We start from the raw sequence: 18,794 nt of genomic DNA, 5'->3' as shown, positions 1-18,794 counted from the left end.
ACGAACAATTAATAATATATCATGAGGAACATGGAATGGCAAGCATTATTTATTAATAAATGAAAATGATGTGATAAAGGTGACTTTTTAAAACTTAGAAGAGGTGTGATATAATTTGAATCACGAGATATATAAGAGAGGAGGAGTACATATAAACGACACTAATTCCCCTGCCAAAGATAATATCGTGCTTTTTCCGAAGACGTTGGATTATTACCAGATTCAACTTACGGTCATGCTTGAAAGCGAACGATATGGAGAAGCGATGGAGCTACTTCGGTTTCTACTTCAATGCCAAGGGCAGGAAGAGCAACATGTGGATGAATGGCAGGCGTTACTCGAATGGTTAGAGACTGCGTTCCCTCACTATATTGAGGGTGAGGATAATGAACTATCTCACTTGGAAAAAGAGATTGATTTAGATGAAGATGAGTTAACCAGGCTTAAAGTGCAAGGTAAACTTGCTGAAGATGCCGATTACGCTAACAAGTTGCTCTACAAAGTCATGCATGATCCCTTGTCTGAACAAACCATGTTGGCATTGGAACAGCTTTCCTATTTGAATGGCGATGATATAGATCGATCTTTGACTGAATGGTTACAGACTAGAGAAATGCACTCATTACTACAATATCGGGTACTGCAGACGCTACATAAGCGAGGTATGCAAGGTTGCGTTATTTTGGTACGAGGACAGGAACAAGTAGAAATTGAAATTGAGAATGTTCCACTGAAAGATAGCGACTTCCCGCTCGTTGTACAGGACATTGTAGATCGGGTTGCACAGCATACGGAGGTTCAGGAGCCTACTCTTTATTATTTCGCTCAAGAGCTATGGATACAATTTATTAAAGCTGTATACGGGACAAATATCTATCAGTCTTTGCTAATAGAAGAAGATTTGGTCATGGATATTTGGGCGGCTGCTCTTCATCAAACCGTATCTGAAAGTCTAACAGGAAGTCGAAATGAAGAAGTGACGCGTGCTATATATGGGATAACAGAGCATATTCGGTTCCAATTCGAACAAGCCTATCGTTCTTTAAAGCAATTTATTTCTGAGGGGATATCGGATTAAAGGTAACCCTGCTCTTGAAAAAGAATTCAATGTTGTTTATACTAAAATGGTTGTTCTATGCGTGAATTTATGTAGATAATGATAAATAATTGAAATATTTTTGGAGGGGAAAGCATAAAATGAAAGCAACCTGGGAAAAAATAGAGAAGAACCTTGGGGTTCTTGAAGTAGAAGTAGAAGTAGAGCGTGTAACTGAGGCGCTTGATAAGGCTTTTACTAAAGTATCTAAGAAAGCAAATGTACCTGGATTCCGTAAAGGTAAAGTGCCACGTTCTATCTTTGAATCGCGTTACGGAGTAGAAAGTCTGTATCAAGATGCTATCGATATCTTGCTTCCAGAAGTTTACACACAAGCGGTTGATGAAACAGACATTTTCCCTGTAGATCGTCCGGAAATTGATATCGATCAATTTGCTAAAGGTCAAGTTTTTAAATTCAAAGCCAAAGTAATTGTTAAACCTGAAGTAACTTTAGGTCAATACACAGGCGTAGAAGTTCCAGCACAAGCAATTGTAGTAACTGAAGAGGAACTAAACGAAGAGTTGGGTCGTTTGCAAGAACGTCATGCTGAGCTAGTAGTTATTGAAGAAGGCGTAGCAGCGAATGGCGATATCACTATTCTTGACTTTGATGGATCTGTTGACGGCGTTCCTTTTGACGGCGGACAAGCTGAACGTTATTCTTTGGAACTTGGAAGCAACACATTTATTCCAGGATTTGAAGAACAAGTTGTAGGATTAGCTACAGGCGATCTTAAAGATGTTGAAGTTACTTTCCCAGATACTTACCATGCAGAAGATCTAGCTGGTAAACAAGCAATCTTCAAAGTGAAAATTCATGAAATCAAACGTAAACAACTTCCAGTATTGGATGATGAGTTTGCTAAGGATGTTAGTGAATTCGAAACATTGGTTGAGTACAAAGAAGATTTGAACAAACAACTTGTGTCTCGTAAAGAGCAAGAAGCAAAAGGAGTTCGCGAAGGTCTTGTCGTGGATAAAGTTGCTGAATTAGCTGAAGTTGAGATTCCAGAAGCGATGATCGCTAGTGAAGTTCAAAGTATGATGCGTGATTTTGACAATCGTCTTCGCGCTCAAGGCATGAATCTTGAAATGTTCCTGAGCTTCTCGGGTCAGACTACCGAAGATCTTCAAGAACAAATGAAAGGTGATGCTAACAAACGCGTTCGTAACAATCTTGTTCTTGAGCAAGTATCTAAAGCTGAGAATATTGAAGTTACGGATGAAGATATCACTAAAGAATTGGACGCAATGGCTGATTCCTACAAACGTTCTCCTGAAGAACTTCGTAGCATTCTAGAAGCTAATGGTTCATTGAATAGTCTACGTGAAGAAATTTCCTTGCGTAAAACAATTGATTTCCTACTGTCTAACAGTAAAGAAGTCGCTGCTGTAGAAGTTAAAGAAGAAGCAACTTCAGAAGAAGCTTAATAAGAAGTTTGCTATACGATAAGGCGCGTAAGTATTTACGTGCCTTATTTTTACCTAATGCAATCCAAATTATGGATAAAACATGTGATGATTGGATGATTTGCAAATACATATTTATTTAACAGGAAATACAATTAGAGTTGAAAAAATGACATCGTGCTTCTAACATGTTAAAATACTGTTGAAAGCATTGGAATGTATCTTTAAATGGAAAAGAGGTTGGACAAATGAGTCTGGTACCTATGGTTGTAGAACAAACCAATCGAGGAGAACGTTCTTCTGATATTTACTCCAGATTGCTTAAGGATCGCATTATTTTTCTAAGTAATGCAATTGATGATGATGTTGCCAATCTCGTCATAGCACAGCTATTATTCCTAGCTGCTGAAGACCCGGAGAAAGACATAAGTCTATACATTAACTCACCGGGTGGCTCTGTTACAGCGGGAATGGGTATATACGATACAATGCAATATATTAAACCGGATGTTTCCACGATTTGTATGGGAATGGCGGCAAGTATGGGATCATTGTTACTAACGGCAGGAGCGAAAGGAAAGAGATTTGCTCTAGCTAATAGTGAAGTGATGATTCATCAGCCATTGGGTGGGGTTCAAGGTCAGGCCTCAGATATTTTGATTCATACAGATTGGATCATTAAAACAAGAGAAAAGCTCAATCAAATATATGTTGAACGTACGGGTCAACCCCTCGAAAAAATCGAACGGGACACAGATCGTGATTTCTTCATGAGCGCCGAAGAAGCGGTGTCTTACGGACTTATTGACCAGGTTCTCTCTTCACCGATCAAATCTTAAGGGGTGGTAATATGTTTAAATTTAATGATGAGAAAGGGCAACTTAAATGTTCTTTCTGTGGTAAAACGCAGGAGCAGGTGCGCAAACTAGTTGCTGGTCCTGGTGTTTATATATGTGACGAGTGCATTGAGTTATGCACTGAGATTGTGGAAGAAGAACTTGGACACGAGGAAGAAGTGGACTTGAAGGATATTCCGAAGCCTAAGGATATTTGCGATATTTTGGATCAATACGTTATTGGACAGGATCAAGCTAAGAAATCTTTATCTGTAGCTGTGTATAATCATTACAAGCGGATTAATACACAAAGTAAGATTGACGATGTAGAGCTTACAAAGAGTAATATTCTTTTGTTAGGTCCTACAGGATCTGGTAAGACATTACTTGCTCAGACGATGGCTAAAATTCTGAACGTTCCTTTTGCCATTGCAGATGCTACTTCATTAACAGAAGCGGGATATGTAGGTGAAGACGTTGAGAATATTCTATTGAAACTTATCCAAGCTGCAGATTATGATGTTGAGAAAGCCGAACGTGGTATTATTTATATCGATGAAATCGATAAAGTGGCACGTAAATCGGAGAATCCGTCTATTACTCGTGATGTGTCTGGTGAGGGAGTGCAGCAAGCCCTTCTAAAAATTCTCGAGGGTACGGTTGCGTCTGTACCTCCACAAGGTGGACGTAAGCATCCACATCAGGAATTTATCCAAATCGACACTACGAATGTATTGTTTATTTGTGGCGGCGCATTTGACGGCCTAGAACAATTAATCAAACGTCGGATTGGTAAGAAAGTCATCGGATTTAATTCAGGTTTAGAAACTCAGAAGGAGCTACAACCAGGTGAATACCTATCGATGGTTCTTCCTGAGGATCTATTGAAATTCGGTCTGATTCCTGAATTTGTAGGACGCTTACCAGTCATTTCGAGTTTGGAACCGTTAGATGAGAATACGCTCGTTCGGATTTTATCGGAGCCGAAGAATGCATTGACTAGACAATATCAAAAGCTACTTGAAATGGACAATGTGAACCTGAAATTTGAACCAGATGCATTGATTGCTATAGCTAAGGAAGCTATTAAGCGCAAAACAGGTGCTCGTGGTTTGAGAGCTATCATTGAAGGAATTATGTTGGACTTGATGTTCGAGGTTCCGTCTCGTGATGACATTAAAGAATGTATCATCACTGAGAAAGTAGTGAATGAAAAGATCGTTCCGGAATTACATGCAAATAATGAAGCGAACGATAATGATAGTAAGAAGCAGGAAGAAAGCGCCTAAAGGAATAAATCCTTAGGGCCTTTGTAAACTGATGCCGAAGTTCCACTTCTACCCTGTGCCGTGCAAATCTTGACGTCAGGGTTAGGAGTGGAGTTTTAGCGTTATAGGGGAGGTTAACCATGTTTTCGAGAAAAGACACACGTCCTGTCAAAGTTGGAAACCTAATCATAGGTGGAAGTAACGATGTTATTATTCAAAGTATGTGTACAACGAAAACTGCTGATGTGGATGCGACAGTAGCTGAAATATTGCGCTTAGAAGAAGCAGGTTGCCAAATGGTGCGTGTTACCGTTAACAATGAGGAAGCGGCAGCTGCAATTAAGGAAATCAAGAAACAGATTCATATTCCGCTTGTTGCAGACATTCATTTTGATTATAGATTAGCTTTGGCGGCTATTGAGAATGGGATTGATAAAGTTCGGATTAATCCAGGTAATATCGGTCGTCGTTCGAAAGTAGAAGAAGTTGTTAAAGCTTGTAAGGCACGTGGGATTCCTATTCGTATTGGCGTTAATGCGGGTTCATTAGAGAATCATTTGCTTGAGAAATATGGTTACCCGACACCGGATGCTATGGTTGAGAGTGCGCTATTTCATATCGGAATTTTGGAAGAGTTAGACTTTCATGATATTATCGTATCTCTAAAAGCTTCAGACGTACCTATGGCGATTGAAGCTTATCGTAAGGCAGCAGAGGTTATCCCATATCCGCTACATCTAGGTATCACTGAAGCAGGAACGTTGTTCTCAGGTACGATTAAGAGTTCTGCGGGCATTGGTGCTCTACTCTCTCTGGGAATTGGGAATACGTTACGAATTTCACTTAGCGCAGATCCAGTAGAGGAAATTAAGGTAGCACGCGAGATTCTGAAGTCATTTGGTCTAATCTCTGATGCTCCAACACTCATTTCGTGCCCTACCTGTGGAAGACTCGATATTGATTTATTCTCTATTGCTAATGAAGTAGAAGAGTATATCTCTAAATTGAAGGTACCTATTAAAGTCTCAGTACTTGGATGTGCCGTGAATGGTCCGGGGGAAGCGCGTGAGGCTGATATTGGTATCGCTGGTGCTCGTGGGGAAGGAATGCTTTTCCGGTATGGAGAAATTGTCCGCAAGGTTCCTGAGGCTGATCTGGTTAGTGAATTGAAGAAAGAGATTGATCACATCGTTGAAGTATATGAAGCAACGGGAGAAATTCCTGGTCGCAATCATCAACATCAATCATAATATTGTTATGAAGAGCTGCAAGCCTAAGTTATTGGCTTGCAGTTTTTTTGATGTGTCCAAGAGAACGTCGCTACGATGATGGTGAGATACCCATATTTGAAGGTTCCTTTTGAAATTCATAACAATTTGCGTTTATTGGATGAGGAAAAGGCAATACTATCAAGTATTAACCTAATGATAGTTAGAGAAACGGGAGGATGACCATGAATTTTTCTATGATATTTATGCTAGTTCAATTGTTCTTTGGTGTTGTAATCGGAATTTACTTCTGGAATCTATTGCGTGGTCAGAAGACCAACCGTACAGCGGTCGACAGGGAGTCGAGGAAAGAGTTAGAGAAATTACGGAAACTAAGATCTGTTTCACTCACCAAACCTCTTGCAGAGAAAACCCGACCTCAATCGATACAGGATATCGTAGGGCAAAAGGATGGACTGCGTGCTTTGAAGGCGGCATTATGCAGTGCTAACCCTCAGCATGTCATTATATATGGACCGCCGGGAGTAGGGAAAACAGCTGCAGCACGTGTAGTTATGCAGGAGGCGAAGAAGAATCCAGCATCTCCTTTTAAAAGTGAAGCTAAATTTACGGAAATAGATGCAACAACGGCTCGTTTTGACGAACGCGGAATTGCAGACCCCCTCATTGGGTCTGTTCATGATCCAATCTATCAAGGTGCAGGTTCTATGGGCGTTGCAGGTATACCTCAACCTAAACCAGGAGCAGTGACTAAGGCACATGGTGGGATATTGTTTATCGATGAAATTGGCGAATTGCATTCCATCCAATTAAATAAATTGTTAAAGGTACTAGAAGACCGCAAGGTTCTCTTAGAGAGTGCATATTATAACTCTGAGGATAATAATACGCCAGCATACATTCATGATATTTTTCAGAATGGGTTGCCTGCGGATTTCAGACTTGTGGGGGCAACGACTCGTTCTCCACATGAAATCCCTCCGGCGCTTCGGTCTCGTTGTATGGAAATTTACTTCCGTCCCTTATTAGTGGAGGAAATCGGTAGGATTGCGGAAGATGCCATCCAGAAGATTGGCCTTACTCCGTGTCCATCTGCTGTAGAAGTAGTGAAACAATATGCTACGAACGGAAGAGAGGCTGTCAATATTATTCAACTTGCGGCAGGATTAGCTCTTACGGAGAAGAGAGATTCATTGGAAGCATCAGATGTGGAGTGGGTTGCCAACAGTAGCCAACTTCAACCTCGTCCTGATCACAAAATCGCCATGTATCCTCAAATAGGTGTAGTTAATGGACTTGCGGTCTACGGGCCGAATATGGGTACTTTACTCGAAATTGAAGTATCTGCTACACAAGTTCCTAAGGGACAAGGCACATTTAATGTAACGGGTGTAGTTGAAGAGGAAGAAATCGGCGGAGCTTCACGGACGATCCGTCGTAAAAGTATGGCTAAGGGCTCTGTAGAGAATGTGCTTACCGTTCTTCGTTTAATGGGTCTTGATTCAAGTGATTATCAACTGCATATTAACTTTCCAGGGGGCACGCCAATTGATGGACCATCTGCGGGTATTGCAATGGCTACAGCTATCGTGTCAGCTGTGAAACGGATTCCTATTGATCATCGTATTGCCATGACCGGTGAGATCAGTATCCACGGAAAGGTAAAGCCGATTGGAGGGGTTATTGCCAAGGTTGAAGCTGCATTTCAAGCTGGTGCAACAACCGTTTTAATACCTAAGGACAATTGGCAATCGCTGTTTGCGGGTCTTAATGGATTACAAGTTATCCCAGTAGAATCTATTCAGGAAGTTTTTCAGCATGTATTCGGTAAAGAGTTGGTTAATAATTTAAATGAAACGTTACTCCCGGAGATTGCGGATGGTTTTGCAGATGTCCCTTCGTCGTATCTCCATGCTAAATTAGTTCGACCTGGTCAAGTAACAGATTCGGGAAGCTTTTAATACAGCAGTTTATTGGTGTTTCAAGTTGTTTTTTGTTAAAATATATAAGATGCATAACCTAAAGAGAGCAACTGGAGGTGCGAAAGCGATGGGTACTAGTAAACCCAAAGGTCGTCGTTTTCCGTTATTGCCTTTGAGAGGACTTCTTGTATACCCAAGCATGGTGCTTCATCTCGATGTGGGTCGCGAGAAATCGGTCAAGGCTTTGGAGAAAGCTATGATAGAAGATAACTTGATTCTCCTTTGTTCTCAATCCGAAGTGAACATTGAAGAACCAACACAAGATGATATATTTCGAATTGGTACAGTGGCGAAAGTGAGACAAATGTTGAAACTTCCGAATGGAACCATTCGTGTGCTAATAGAAGGAATGGAGCGAGCGGAAGTTCTTCAGTATACAGATAACGAGGAGTATTACGAGGTTATTGCTCGTGAACTTCCGGAGCAGGAGAATGATGATCCTGAAATAAATGCTTTGATGCGTACCGTGCTCAGTCAGTTCGAGCATTATATTAATTTATCAAAGAAGGTTACGCCAGAGACGCTAGACGCTGTCTCGGATATTGAAGAACCAGGTCGATTATCGGACGTTATTACGAGTCATTTGACGCTGAAGATTAAAGATAAACAAGAAATTTTAGAGACGATTGATGTTCGACAACGGCTCGAGAAATTACTTGATATTCTGAATAATGAACGTGAAGTACTTGAATTGGAGCGTAAAATCAGCCAGCGGGTTAAGAAGCAGATGGAAAAGACCCAAAAGGAATATTATCTACGTGAACAAATGAAGGCGATACAGAAAGAACTAGGTGAGAAGGAAGGTCGGGCTGGCGAAGTTGATGACCTTCGTGGGCAGTTAGAGGAGAAGGACCTTCCAGAGAAGGTGCAGGAGAAAGTTGAGAAGGAAATTGACCGACTTGAGAAAATGCCAACAAGTTCAGCAGAAGGCGGAGTGATCCGTAACTATGTGGATTGGTTATTAAGTTTACCTTGGACGAACAAGACGGAGGATGATCTCGATATTCAGAAGGCGGAAGATGTTCTGAATGAGGATCATTATGGTCTTGATAAACCGAAGGAACGTGTTCTAGAGTATCTTGCTGTTCAGAAGTTGGTTAAGAAAATGAAGGGGCCTATTCTTTGTCTTGTTGGTCCTCCGGGTGTTGGGAAAACATCACTAGCACGTTCGATAGCTCGATCTTTAGATCGTCAATTTGTCCGTATGTCTTTAGGTGGCGTAAGGGATGAAGCGGAAATTCGAGGGCATCGTCGTACGTATGTGGGTGCTATGCCGGGGCGTATCGTTCAGGGAATGAAGACGGCTGGTTCGCTAAATCCGGTATTCCTTTTAGATGAAATTGATAAAATGGCGGCTGATTTCAGAGGAGACCCTTCCTCGGCTCTGCTTGAAGTGCTTGATCCAGAGCAGAATAATACGTTTAGCGATCATTTTATTGAAGTACCTTTTGACTTATCTCAAGTCATGTTTATTACGACAGCCAATGCCATACACAATATCCCAAGACCTCTTCTGGATCGTATGGAAGTACTTCATATACCAGGATATACAGAGCTTGAGAAGTTACAGATTGTTAAGCGGTACTTACTGCCGAAGCAAAAGCGCGAACATGGGCTAGAGGCTGATCAGTTACAGATTGAAGAAGATGCATTACTAAAAGTGATACGTGAATATACTCGGGAATCTGGAGTGCGGAACCTAGAACAGCAAATTGCGGCATTGTGCCGTAAAGCTGCCAAAATAATCGTGTCACAAGAGGAATCCATTATTTCTGTGACATCAGATGACGTTAAAGTCCATCTAGGTATTGCTAAATTCCGTCATGGTGTTGCTGACCTTGAGGACCAGATTGGAACGGTGGCAGGGCTTGCTTGGACAGAGGTTGGCGGGGAGACTCTTATGATTGAGGTGACAGTTGTCCCGGGTTCGGGTAAACTGACGTTAACAGGCCAATTGGGTGATGTGATGAAAGAATCAGCACAAGCGGCATTTAGCTATACTCGTTCCAAATCAGAAGAGTTAGGTATTCAAGCTGATTTTCATGAAAAAAATGATATTCACATTCATATTCCTGAAGGAGCCATTCCCAAGGATGGGCCTTCAGCAGGGATTACCATTGCGACTGCTTTAATATCTGCTTTGACGAAGAGGCATGTATCCAAGGATGTGGCTATGACAGGTGAAATCACCTTGCGTGGACGTGTATTACCCATCGGTGGACTGAAAGAGAAATCACTTGCCGCTCATCGTGCAGGCTACAAAAAAATTCTACTCCCTAAAGATAATGAACGGGATTTAAGTGAGATTCCAGACAGCATAAAGAATGAAGTGGAATTTATACCTGTATCGCATATGGATCAGGTTCTGCAACATGCGCTTGTGGACCATACGGGAGTGAACTAGAGAGGAATTATTAAATTATGAAAGTAACTAAATCCGAGTTTGTGATTAGTGCTGTAGGCGCTAGTCAATACCCGGAGGACGCCTTGCCAGAGATTGCTCTGGCAGGGCGTTCCAATGTGGGTAAGTCGTCACTCATTAACAAAATGATCAATCGTAAGAACTTAGCGCGTACAAGTTCTACACCGGGTAAAACCCAGCAATTAAATTATTACCGTATTAACGATGAACTGTATTTGGTCGATTTTCCCGGCTATGGATTTGCCAAGGTGTCCAAAACACAACGGCAGGCATGGGGAGCGATGATTGAAGGATATCTATTAAATAGAGATCCATTAAAGTTACTGTTACTTATTCTGGATTTAAGGCATCCGCCATCCAAAGACGATATGGTTATGTATGATTGGATATCGCATTATGATTTGCCTGTTTGTGTTGTGGCTACGAAAGCGGACAAGATTCCACGCAGTCGTTGGGCGAAACATATTAAGCAAATGAAAGAAAGCTTGAGTCTGAGAATTGACCATCCTATGGTCTTGTTTTCATCTGAGACGGGCTTGGGTAAAGATGAGCTATGGGGCATTATTAATGCTCATGCAAAGGCGACAATTCATGAGGAAGAAAGCTCCCCAGAAGCTTCTCCTGAACTATAGAATGACTATTTTTCATTGGATGACGTAGGGATTCAGCGTTTTTCAGCTATGAAAGTGAGCATCCTATATGAAATTCATAATATAATCGGGATTAATGCGGTTTTTTTATGAAATATGGTGGAAAATCAATGATTTGTTAACAAGAAATATATTATAGGATTGCTGTATAATAATATTAAGTATTGAGACAAAGAATTGAGGAGATTTTTATGGCTCAGCGGTTAGCCACAGAATATGTAAAAGCCAATTTACAATTAACAGAACTTCAAATGAATCAGTTACTGAATTCGATGGAACACTTGTTTGTACATCCTAAAGTGAAAGTGTTAGAAAGCGGAGAACAAGAAATTGTGCTCGTGGATGTGAGTGGGGAGGAAGTTCATTTACCTATTGTATGCAAGGATGGTGTATACCTCTGTGAGTTATCATGCCGCTTGGTAAACCCTCGATTAACTAATGCGGTCCGTAAACTTTTCATGACTTATAAAGGTGATGGAGTCGTTAATCGTATTTATCAAGGATTCACAATGAAGTATTATTATGTGCATGGATCGGTGCAAAGGATTGAAGAAATTACTTCTGAAGGTATCCGTTTAGTATTTGAACATAAACAAACACTGAATGATCTGGAGCAATTGTTTCAGAAAACAGGAGTAGAAGAAGAAATTACTGTAACTTACAAAGATATTGATTTTTGGCTTGATCAACGCAATAAAGCTGTTAGCAATAATGAGATTAAATTTATTGATGAGAAGCTTCGATTGGGTACTGCCAAATGGTTTGCAATGGAAGCTTGATATAACGATTTATATAAAGGGAACTCTTTTCGTTTGCGAAAGGAGTTCCTTTTTTATGGTGTTAGCATAGTATAAATATGAAATTCTTTAAAAAAGGTATTGCATTTAATAGCAATAGATGTTATTTTTAATCTCGTTGAAAAGAATATTAGGAACCAGGATTCACTCAGGACATTATGTTACGAGAGATTATTCCCTCGAGAAGTGAATGACGTAGGTCCTAGCGGATGAAATTTTTCAAACATTTTATTCCTAGGAAGGGGGAAACCGAAAGATGGAATATTCGACTTTCGGAAGACACGTTGCTGTAGATGCTTGGGGTGTCGATTTTGAAATGCTTAACAGTGCAGAATTTCTGCAGAATCAAATGGTGGAGGCTGCGGAGGCATGTGGGGCAACGGTAATGTCCGTGCAATCTAAGCAGTTTGAACCACAAGGTGCTACTGTACTAGTATTACTATCAGAAAGTCATCTCTCGATTCATACTTATCCTGAGAGAGGTTTTGCAGCTATTGATTGTTATACCTGCGGGGAAACGGTAGATCCACAATTGGCTATTGATTACCTGGTATCCGTATTGAAACCGGACAAAACTTATGCTAAAAAGCTTGTGCGTGGTTTAGGAGAAATGACGGTAGAAACACCTGGAATGCAACCGGTCGAGCTCGTAAAATAACGTCACTATAATTCTTATATACAATGACCATGGAGATTCCATGGTTATTTGTTTTTTTACACCCCCATACAATGTTAAATAGGTATTTATGAGACAAGGGGGCGTTGAGATTGAAACGTAGAAAGAACAAGGATTTCTTATTCCTTTGTGTGATATTGATATTAGTTGGAAGTCTACTTTATCAGGGGTATCGGATGTTCAAGCCAAATGAGGAGAAAGTGGATGCTAGTCAGATGCTCTTTGAGGTCGCTGACTTCCAAATGGGGATATTGAATTCATCCTTGATGGAGGCTGTTCATATGAGTGCTACGGGACAGTTAGCTGGGCTTAAATTGGCTGCTTACGCCGCTAACTTTAGTCATGAACGTATGGTTAGAGCGTTTGGGGTGAATGAACTGGAATCTTTACCAGCCATTAGTGAATTGGTAAATCTGATTACAAGTTGGCAGATCGGTGGAGAACGTCCGCTTAGTCAAAAGGAACGCGATTTTCTTGTGGACTTCAGCACCAAATTTGCTGAAGTGTTACCCATTTACAGTCTTCTTGTAAATAGTAGTAATCATATTGATTCGACTCAATCCGATCAATTAAATCAGTTGGGAAATCAATTAGACGAGCTTACATTGAAATAGATATGTTGGGTTAGGGTGAGAGGTATAGATACAGAAAATACTACTAACAATAGGGAAGAAGAATGGGTTCATAAACATGTCAAAAAATCGACATGACGTGTTGAACAAGTGTGATATAATTAACATAATGATTCTAAAAATAAAAGTTTGAATTTTCGATATAATATTCCAAATATCTCATTATAGTTGAGGCAGGTGACAAACGTAATGCACATCGTCGTTGTAGGATTAAATTATCGCACGGCGCCTGTGGAAGTGAGGGAGAAATTTACATTCGCAGATAAAGATTTACCGGAGGCTTTGCGCCATTTAAAACTAACTAAGAGTGTCTTAGAGGGAGTCATTGTTGCAACTTGCAATCGCACAGAAATTTATGTGGTCGTTGATCGGTTACACATGTGCGGCTACTTTATACGTAGTTTTATGGAGCAATGGTTCGGAATCTCACGTGAAGAATTTACGAGTCATCTATATATATATGAAGATGAACAGGCGATTTCTCATTTGTTCCGGGTGACATGTAGTCTAGATTCCATGGTTCTTGGAGAAACACAAATTTTAGGCCAAGTCCGGAGTGCTTTTTTACAATCCCAAGAGAATAATGCTACAGGTGTTTGGTTCAATATGTTATTTAAACAAGCGGTTACCCTTGGTAAAAGAGTTCATTCTGAGACAACTATTGGAGAAAGCGCAGTATCCATAAGTTATGCTGCGGTGGAACTGGGTAAACGGATTTTTGGTTTGTTTACAGATAAGAAAGTGTTAATTCTTGGTGCCGGTAAAATGAGCGAGTTAACGGTGAAACACTTGTATGCCAATGGTGCTGATGAAGTGATTGTGGCAAACCGTACACTGTCTAGAGCAGAAGAGGTAGCCATTAAATTCAACGGAACGCCATGTACGCTTGAAACAGCCGTCAACCGTTTGGATGAAGTCGATATTCTAATTAGCTCTACGGGTGCTAAAGAATATATATTGACGTCTTCACAGGTGAAGGAAAGTATGAAGAATCGGCAATCACGTCCACTCTTTATCATTGATATTGCGGTACCGCGGGACATAGATCCAGTCATTGGTGATCTTCAGAATGTGTTTCTATATGATATTGATGATTTAGAAGGTATCGTGGAGAGTAATCTTGAAATGCGTCGTGGGGAAGCGGTTAAGATTGAAATGATGATCAAGGAAGAGATCATTGTGTTTCATCAGTGGTTGAAGACACTTGGTGTTAGACCGGCCATTAGGGCTCTACAAGAAAAGTCTAACTCTATTCATGAAGATACGATGGAAAGCTTATTCAATAAACTCCCAGAACTGGATGATCATCAACGAAAGGTGATTCGTCGGTTAACGAAAAGTATAGTGAATCAAATGATGCATGATCCGATAAATCGAATTAAGGAAATGACAGGTGAGAAGCAGGGAAATGAGGCGTTGGATTTCTTTACGCAAATATTTGCTTTAGAGGATCAGATGAGTGATAAAATCGATGATAAAGATCTAATGGTTGTTTCCAAAAAGTCAGCTGTAAGTGCTTCAAGCAAATCTTCTGAGATCATGTCATCTCTCTCTAAGGCATCCCTGATGCCGGCCAGCCTGTAAAGGCGGGTGAATGAAAATGTGGTTAGTAAGTATGATTTATGATATAGGCATTTATATTTATGCCCTGAGCCTTCTGTTTTTTTTCTCGGATTGCATTCGTCGCAATTCGAGTGCGAAGCGGATGGGCACAGGGCTTCTTATTATTGTGTTAGTATTGCAGGTTACGGTTTTGGGGATTCGAACTTGGCAGGAACGAGTCGTACCCATTGTGACGCTCTATGACTTCTTATTCATGTTTGCTTTTATTCTTGTAGTGGCTTCATTGCTGATGAGCTTCATTCAGAAATCTGAAATTACAGTCCTTTTATTTACTGTGATTGGTTTCTGTGTTCTTGTGCTCAATCATTTAAGGTTTGACTTCAGCAATAATCCATTAAGCAATTGGCAAGGGGTGCACGGATTGTTAGTGTTTCACATTATCCTGGCCAATCTGAGCGTTGTGTCATTTACAGTGGCAGCTGTGTTTGCTGCTATGTATTTATTTCTTCATAAGAAATTAAAGAACAAGAAATGGAATGACACGATGAGACGCCTGCCAAGTCTTGAAATGATGGATAAATTGTCCTACTATGGCATGTTGGTAGGAACCCCTCTCTTAGCGGTGTCACTAATTGTAGCTGTACTCTCAATTGTTTCTGAAGGGAGATTGGAGTTGCTATTGGATTTTAAAGTAGTAACGACTTTCATAGGACTAGGTATTTTTAGTTATTATTTTGTTAAAAGAAGATCTAAGCAAAATTCAGGTGTCATGATGTCTAAATGGGCATTATTTGGATATGTGATTATCATCATCAATCTCTTGTTAAATTCATGGTCTAATTTTCATTGGTGGACGGGAGTGTGAGGAGAGTGCTATGGCGGGGTATATTCCTATATTGTTAGACTGTGAAGATCACCCCTGTCTTGTTGTAGGTGGGGGAATGATTGCAGAAAGAAAGACCCAAGCACTCCTTGAAGCAAAAGCTAAGGTAACCGTTATTAGCCCAGAACTCACTCAAGGGTTATTCATGTTATATGTTGCTAACCGCATTGTGTGGGAAGCAAGAGTGTTTGCTGGCGGTGATACAAAGAGGTATTGGATTGTACATGCTGCAACAGACCAAGCGATGGTGAATCAGCAAATAGCTGAGGAAGCTAAGATGAACGGGATTCCCGTTAATGTTGCAAGCCATGTAGAGGAGAGTACGTTTATAAATCCGGCAGTCATGAGGCGAGGACGGCTAACTATTGCTGTATCCACTGAAGGTGCGGGACCGGTAGTAGCGAGTAGTATTTGTAAGCTTTTGAATGAACAATATGGGGATGAATATGAGATTTATCTAGAGTTCCTTTACATGATGCGTACAGAGATTAAGAAACGGGTGGATTCACCCAAGCGACGCCATACGTTATTAAGAAAATTAACAGAATATCCTATTCTTGAGGAGATCAGACATGGCATCTTCAAGGCGTGGAATGAAACTCAAATACAACGATGGATTGTGAAGAATGAGGAGGATTAAGTAATGCGGACGATTGTGGTAGGTAGCAGACAAAGTGTACTGGCTTTAACGCAAACAGGACAAGTCATTGATGCGTTACAGAATCTTAGTGATGAGCATGGGTTCGATTTTCAATTCGAAGTTAAAAAGATTGTTACGAAAGGAGATCGCATTCTAGATGTAACTCTTTCAAAAGTTGGCGGTAAAGGTTTGTTTGTTAAGGAGATTGAACAGGCGATGCTTGATAAAGAAATCGACATGGCTGTACATAGCATGAAGGATATGCCCTCAGAGTTGCCGGACGGTCTGATCAATGGCGCTATCCCAGTTCGTGTAGATTCACGTGATTGTCTCATCTCCGTAGGAGGTTTGAATCTAGACCAATTACCTCAAGGAGCTAAGGTTGGTACAAGTAGTTTACGACGTTCTAGTCAGCTCAAGGCATATCGCCCAGATTTACAATTAGAGTTTATCCGAGGCAATATTGACTCTCGACTTCGCAAACTTGAGAATGGAGAATTCGACGCTATCCTACTTGCTGCCGCGGGCCTTTATCGAATGGGTTGGGAAGACCGTGTCACATCGTATCTTTCGGTAGATGTATGTCTTCCAGCTGTAGGCCAAGGTGCGCTAGGTATTGAATGTCGTGAAAATGATGATGAACTTCGCACACTTCTTTTACTTTATAATGATGAACTTACTTCGCTGACGGTAGCGGCAGAACGGACGTTTCTAAGCGCACTGAATGGTGGATGCCAAGTTCCGATTGGTGCTCATGCGGTGTGGGTGAACGATCCATCGGATCATTCCCAAACGGGATCCAAAGTTATACAATTAACGGGTATGGTGGGTTCTCCTGATGGGGACATCATTTTAAAAGAGACTGTAACAGGAATAGATCCCGAGAAGCTTGGACTTGAAGTTGCAGATCGATTAATTGCTCAAGGAGCGGAGAATATATTGGCACAAGTTAGGGGATAACGTAATGTCGTTAATGAATGGGAAAGTGTATCTAGTTGGGGCAGGACCGGGAGATGCTGGTCTGATTACAGTCAAAGGATTGGAATGTATCAAGAAGGCAGATGTGGTTGTGTATGATCGGTTGGCAAATCCAAGATTGTTACAATCCATGAGATCTGGTGCGGAGAAGGTATATGTTGGTAAACTTCCAGACCGTCATACGATGAAGCAAGAAGAGATTAATCAATTGTTGGTCGATCTTGCTTTGGAGGGTAAAACGGTAACAAGGTTAAAGGGCGGAGACCCAACTGTTTTTGGACGTGTTGGTGAGGAAGCAGAACTACTTAGAGAAAATGGAATACGATATGAGATCATTCCGGGCATAACTTCGGCGATAAGTGTGCCAGCGTACGCAGGTATTCCTGTGACTCACCGTGATATGGCTTCTTCATTTTCGATTATTACAGGGCATGAGAGCCCTGATAAGCTCGACCGAATGATTCAATGGGACAAGTTAGCGAATGCTACAGGTACGCTCATTTTTTTGATGGGGGTTGCCAAAATAGGATACATTAGTCAGCAATTGATCGCGAATGGACGCCAAGAGACTACCCCGGTTGCGCTTGTGCGATGGGGAACTCGTGCGGAGCAGGAGACACTGACTGGGACGCTTGCGGATATTGAAGATAAGGTGAAAGCTGCGAATTTCCAGGCTCCTGCCGTTATCGTCGTGGGTGACGTAGTATTGCAACGTGAAAAGTTAATGTGGGCAGAATACATGCCACTCTTCGGCAAACGAATACTCGTGACCCGCGCTCGTTCGCAAGTAAGTGAGCTAGCGAATAGAATTGAAGAACTAGGCGGGGAATCCTATGAGTTTCCAGTCATAGAGACGGTAAAACCGTCAGATCCGATTGAAATATTAAATATAGAAAAGTCATTTTCCAAATTAGATACTTATGATTGGATTTTCTTTACGAGTGTGAATGGCGTGGAGTTCTTCTTTCAACATTTACAAGAGCATGGGCTAGATATTCGTTCATTACATCGGGCTAAGATTGTAGCCGTAGGTCCAGCTACAGCTAAGGCTTTAAAGGTCCGTTCAATCATCCCTGAACAACTCCCTGAGAGATTCCAAGCAGAAGGAATAGTAGAGATGTTCGGGGATCGATTAGAGGCAGGACAAAAGGTTCTTCTGCCACGAGGGGATAAGGGTAGATTGTGGCTCCCTGAGAAGCTTACGGAGATGGGGCTGGATGTAACAAATACGGTGACATACCATACCGTTATTACGGGTGAAGATGATGATGAATTGTTAAGAATGTTTAATGATAGTGGCATTCATGCTATTACTTTTACTAGTTCTTCAACGGTAACCAATTTTCTTGCCATTATGAAACGTATGGGTATTCAAGACCCTATTAAACATTTGGAAGGTGTTGAAACCTTCTGTATTGGAGAAATTACTGCTAAGACCGCAGAGGATGCGGGACTAACGGTTGGCCGAATTGCGGAAGAAGCGACGATTGATAGTCTGATTCAGTCATTATGTGCTTGGAATGCTTTAGGTGATAGACCTAGCGAACTGTAGAAGCGATAGCGTTCGCCTACAAGCTTTTCTTGGGAAAGCTACATCGGAAGCATAAGCTTGACATTGGATTTCTACAGCTAAAGGCGGTATCCAATCAAGAAATCAGAGGGCAACAGCGATCGGAAGGACAATCCGTTACCGTAGTGGTGATCTTACACGAATCTGTTTCTAAATACTA

Annotated in this window: 16 protein-coding genes; all 16 read left to right on the top strand. The window is 41.1% G+C overall.

The genetic code is table 11. The annotated features are described in order from the left end of the window. Window positions 1–115: 115 nt before the first annotated feature. The 16 genes from PGLA_RS00230 to cobA all read left to right on the top strand — a co-directional run bounded on the left by PGLA_RS00230 (window position 116) and on the right by cobA (window position 18,616). The gene (locus PGLA_RS00230) at window positions 116–1,078 is read left to right on the top strand and encodes a hypothetical protein (protein ID WP_425415324.1); all 963 of its coding nucleotides are present in this window, start codon (window positions 116–118) and stop codon (window positions 1,076–1,078) included. Between the two features lie 119 nt (window positions 1,079–1,197). Next, a complete protein-coding gene (gene tig / locus PGLA_RS00225; RefSeq protein ID WP_068527130.1) occupies window positions 1,198–2,529 on the top strand; it encodes a trigger factor in 1,332 nt (443 codons plus the stop codon). 227 nt (window positions 2,530–2,756) lie between these two features. Then, on the top strand, window positions 2,757–3,347 hold the full coding sequence (gene clpP, locus PGLA_RS00220) for an ATP-dependent Clp endopeptidase proteolytic subunit ClpP (RefSeq protein ID WP_068527128.1): 591 nt from the start codon (window positions 2,757–2,759) through the stop codon (window positions 3,345–3,347). Window positions 3,348–3,358: 11 nt separating this feature from the next. Beyond that, window positions 3,359–4,633 (top strand): ATP-dependent protease ATP-binding subunit ClpX, encoded by a 1,275-nt coding sequence (gene clpX, locus PGLA_RS00215; RefSeq protein ID WP_068527126.1) that lies wholly within the window; start codon window positions 3,359–3,361, stop codon window positions 4,631–4,633. Between the two features lie 119 nt (window positions 4,634–4,752). Further along, on the top strand, window positions 4,753–5,862 hold the full coding sequence (gene ispG / locus PGLA_RS00210) for a flavodoxin-dependent (E)-4-hydroxy-3-methylbut-2-enyl-diphosphate synthase (RefSeq protein ID WP_068527124.1): 1,110 nt from the start codon (window positions 4,753–4,755) through the stop codon (window positions 5,860–5,862). A gap of 203 nt (window positions 5,863–6,065) precedes the next feature. Then, entirely contained in the window at window positions 6,066–7,802 is a 1,737-nt protein-coding gene (lonB, locus tag PGLA_RS00205) for an ATP-dependent protease LonB (RefSeq protein WP_068527122.1), read from the top strand. A gap of 88 nt (window positions 7,803–7,890) precedes the next feature. Continuing rightward, window positions 7,891–10,227 carry an endopeptidase La gene (gene lon / locus PGLA_RS00200; RefSeq protein ID WP_068527120.1) on the top strand — a complete coding sequence of 779 codons (2,337 nt, stop codon included), beginning with the start codon at window positions 7,891–7,893 and terminating at the stop codon, window positions 10,225–10,227. 17 nt (window positions 10,228–10,244) lie between these two features. Then, entirely contained in the window at window positions 10,245–10,877 is a 633-nt protein-coding gene (yihA, locus tag PGLA_RS00195; protein ID WP_068527118.1) for a ribosome biogenesis GTP-binding protein YihA/YsxC, read from the top strand. A 209-nt stretch (window positions 10,878–11,086) separates the two neighbouring features. After that, entirely contained in the window at window positions 11,087–11,674 is a 588-nt protein-coding gene (locus PGLA_RS00190) for a non-ribosomal peptide synthetase module (protein ID WP_068527116.1), read from the top strand. 274 nt (window positions 11,675–11,948) lie between these two features. Next, entirely contained in the window at window positions 11,949–12,350 is a 402-nt protein-coding gene (gene speD, locus PGLA_RS00185) for an adenosylmethionine decarboxylase (RefSeq protein ID WP_068527114.1), read from the top strand. A 110-nt stretch (window positions 12,351–12,460) separates the two neighbouring features. Then, window positions 12,461–12,982: a hypothetical protein gene (locus PGLA_RS00180; RefSeq protein ID WP_068527112.1), complete on the top strand. Its 522-nt coding sequence runs from the start codon at window positions 12,461–12,463 to the stop codon at window positions 12,980–12,982. Window positions 12,983–13,189: 207 nt separating this feature from the next. After that, complete coding sequence (gene hemA, locus PGLA_RS00175) at window positions 13,190–14,584, top strand: glutamyl-tRNA reductase (protein ID WP_068527110.1); 1,395 nt, start codon at window positions 13,190–13,192, stop codon at window positions 14,582–14,584. A 16-nt stretch (window positions 14,585–14,600) separates the two neighbouring features. Beyond that, a complete protein-coding gene (gene ccsA, locus PGLA_RS00170; RefSeq protein ID WP_068527108.1) occupies window positions 14,601–15,428 on the top strand; it encodes a cytochrome c biogenesis protein CcsA in 828 nt (275 codons plus the stop codon). A 10-nt stretch (window positions 15,429–15,438) separates the two neighbouring features. Further along, on the top strand, window positions 15,439–16,086 hold the full coding sequence (locus PGLA_RS00165; RefSeq protein WP_068527106.1) for a precorrin-2 dehydrogenase/sirohydrochlorin ferrochelatase family protein: 648 nt from the start codon (window positions 15,439–15,441) through the stop codon (window positions 16,084–16,086). Between the two features lie 3 nt (window positions 16,087–16,089). After that, window positions 16,090–17,046 carry a hydroxymethylbilane synthase gene (hemC, locus tag PGLA_RS00160; RefSeq protein ID WP_068527105.1) on the top strand — a complete coding sequence of 319 codons (957 nt, stop codon included), beginning with the start codon at window positions 16,090–16,092 and terminating at the stop codon, window positions 17,044–17,046. Window positions 17,047–17,059: 13 nt separating this feature from the next. Further along, complete coding sequence (cobA, locus tag PGLA_RS00155) at window positions 17,060–18,616, top strand: uroporphyrinogen-III C-methyltransferase (protein WP_068527189.1); 1,557 nt, start codon at window positions 17,060–17,062, stop codon at window positions 18,614–18,616. The last annotated feature ends 178 nt before the right edge of the window (window positions 18,617–18,794 follow it).

The sequence above is a fragment of the Paenibacillus glacialis genome (assembly GCF_001637205.1).
Lineage (GTDB): Bacteria > Bacillota > Bacilli > Paenibacillales > Paenibacillaceae > Paenibacillus_AQ > Paenibacillus_AQ glacialis.
This window is presented reverse-complemented; position numbering and strand designations above follow the sequence as displayed.

Excerpts from the sequence above, each read along its gene's own strand:
- tig (WP_068527130.1), top strand. The coding sequence starts at position 1,198 with ATGAAAGCAACCTGGGAAAAAATAGAGAAGAACCTTGGGGTTCTTGAA.
- clpP (WP_068527128.1), top strand. The coding sequence starts at position 2,757 with ATGAGTCTGGTACCTATGGTTGTAGAACAAACCAATCGAGGAGAACGT.
- clpX (WP_068527126.1), top strand. The coding sequence starts at position 3,359 with ATGTTTAAATTTAATGATGAGAAAGGGCAACTTAAATGTTCTTTCTGT.
- ispG (WP_068527124.1), top strand. The coding sequence starts at position 4,753 with ATGTTTTCGAGAAAAGACACACGTCCTGTCAAAGTTGGAAACCTAATC.
- lonB (WP_068527122.1), top strand. The coding sequence starts at position 6,066 with ATGAATTTTTCTATGATATTTATGCTAGTTCAATTGTTCTTTGGTGTT.
- lon (WP_068527120.1), top strand. The coding sequence starts at position 7,891 with ATGGGTACTAGTAAACCCAAAGGTCGTCGTTTTCCGTTATTGCCTTTG.
- yihA (WP_068527118.1), top strand. The coding sequence starts at position 10,245 with ATGAAAGTAACTAAATCCGAGTTTGTGATTAGTGCTGTAGGCGCTAGT.
- PGLA_RS00190 (WP_068527116.1), top strand. The coding sequence starts at position 11,087 with ATGGCTCAGCGGTTAGCCACAGAATATGTAAAAGCCAATTTACAATTA.
- speD (WP_068527114.1), top strand. The coding sequence starts at position 11,949 with ATGGAATATTCGACTTTCGGAAGACACGTTGCTGTAGATGCTTGGGGT.
- hemA (WP_068527110.1), top strand. The coding sequence starts at position 13,190 with ATGCACATCGTCGTTGTAGGATTAAATTATCGCACGGCGCCTGTGGAA.
- ccsA (WP_068527108.1), top strand. The coding sequence starts at position 14,601 with ATGTGGTTAGTAAGTATGATTTATGATATAGGCATTTATATTTATGCC.
- PGLA_RS00165 (WP_068527106.1), top strand. The coding sequence starts at position 15,439 with ATGGCGGGGTATATTCCTATATTGTTAGACTGTGAAGATCACCCCTGT.
- hemC (WP_068527105.1), top strand. The coding sequence starts at position 16,090 with ATGCGGACGATTGTGGTAGGTAGCAGACAAAGTGTACTGGCTTTAACG.
- cobA (WP_068527189.1), top strand. The coding sequence starts at position 17,060 with ATGAATGGGAAAGTGTATCTAGTTGGGGCAGGACCGGGAGATGCTGGT.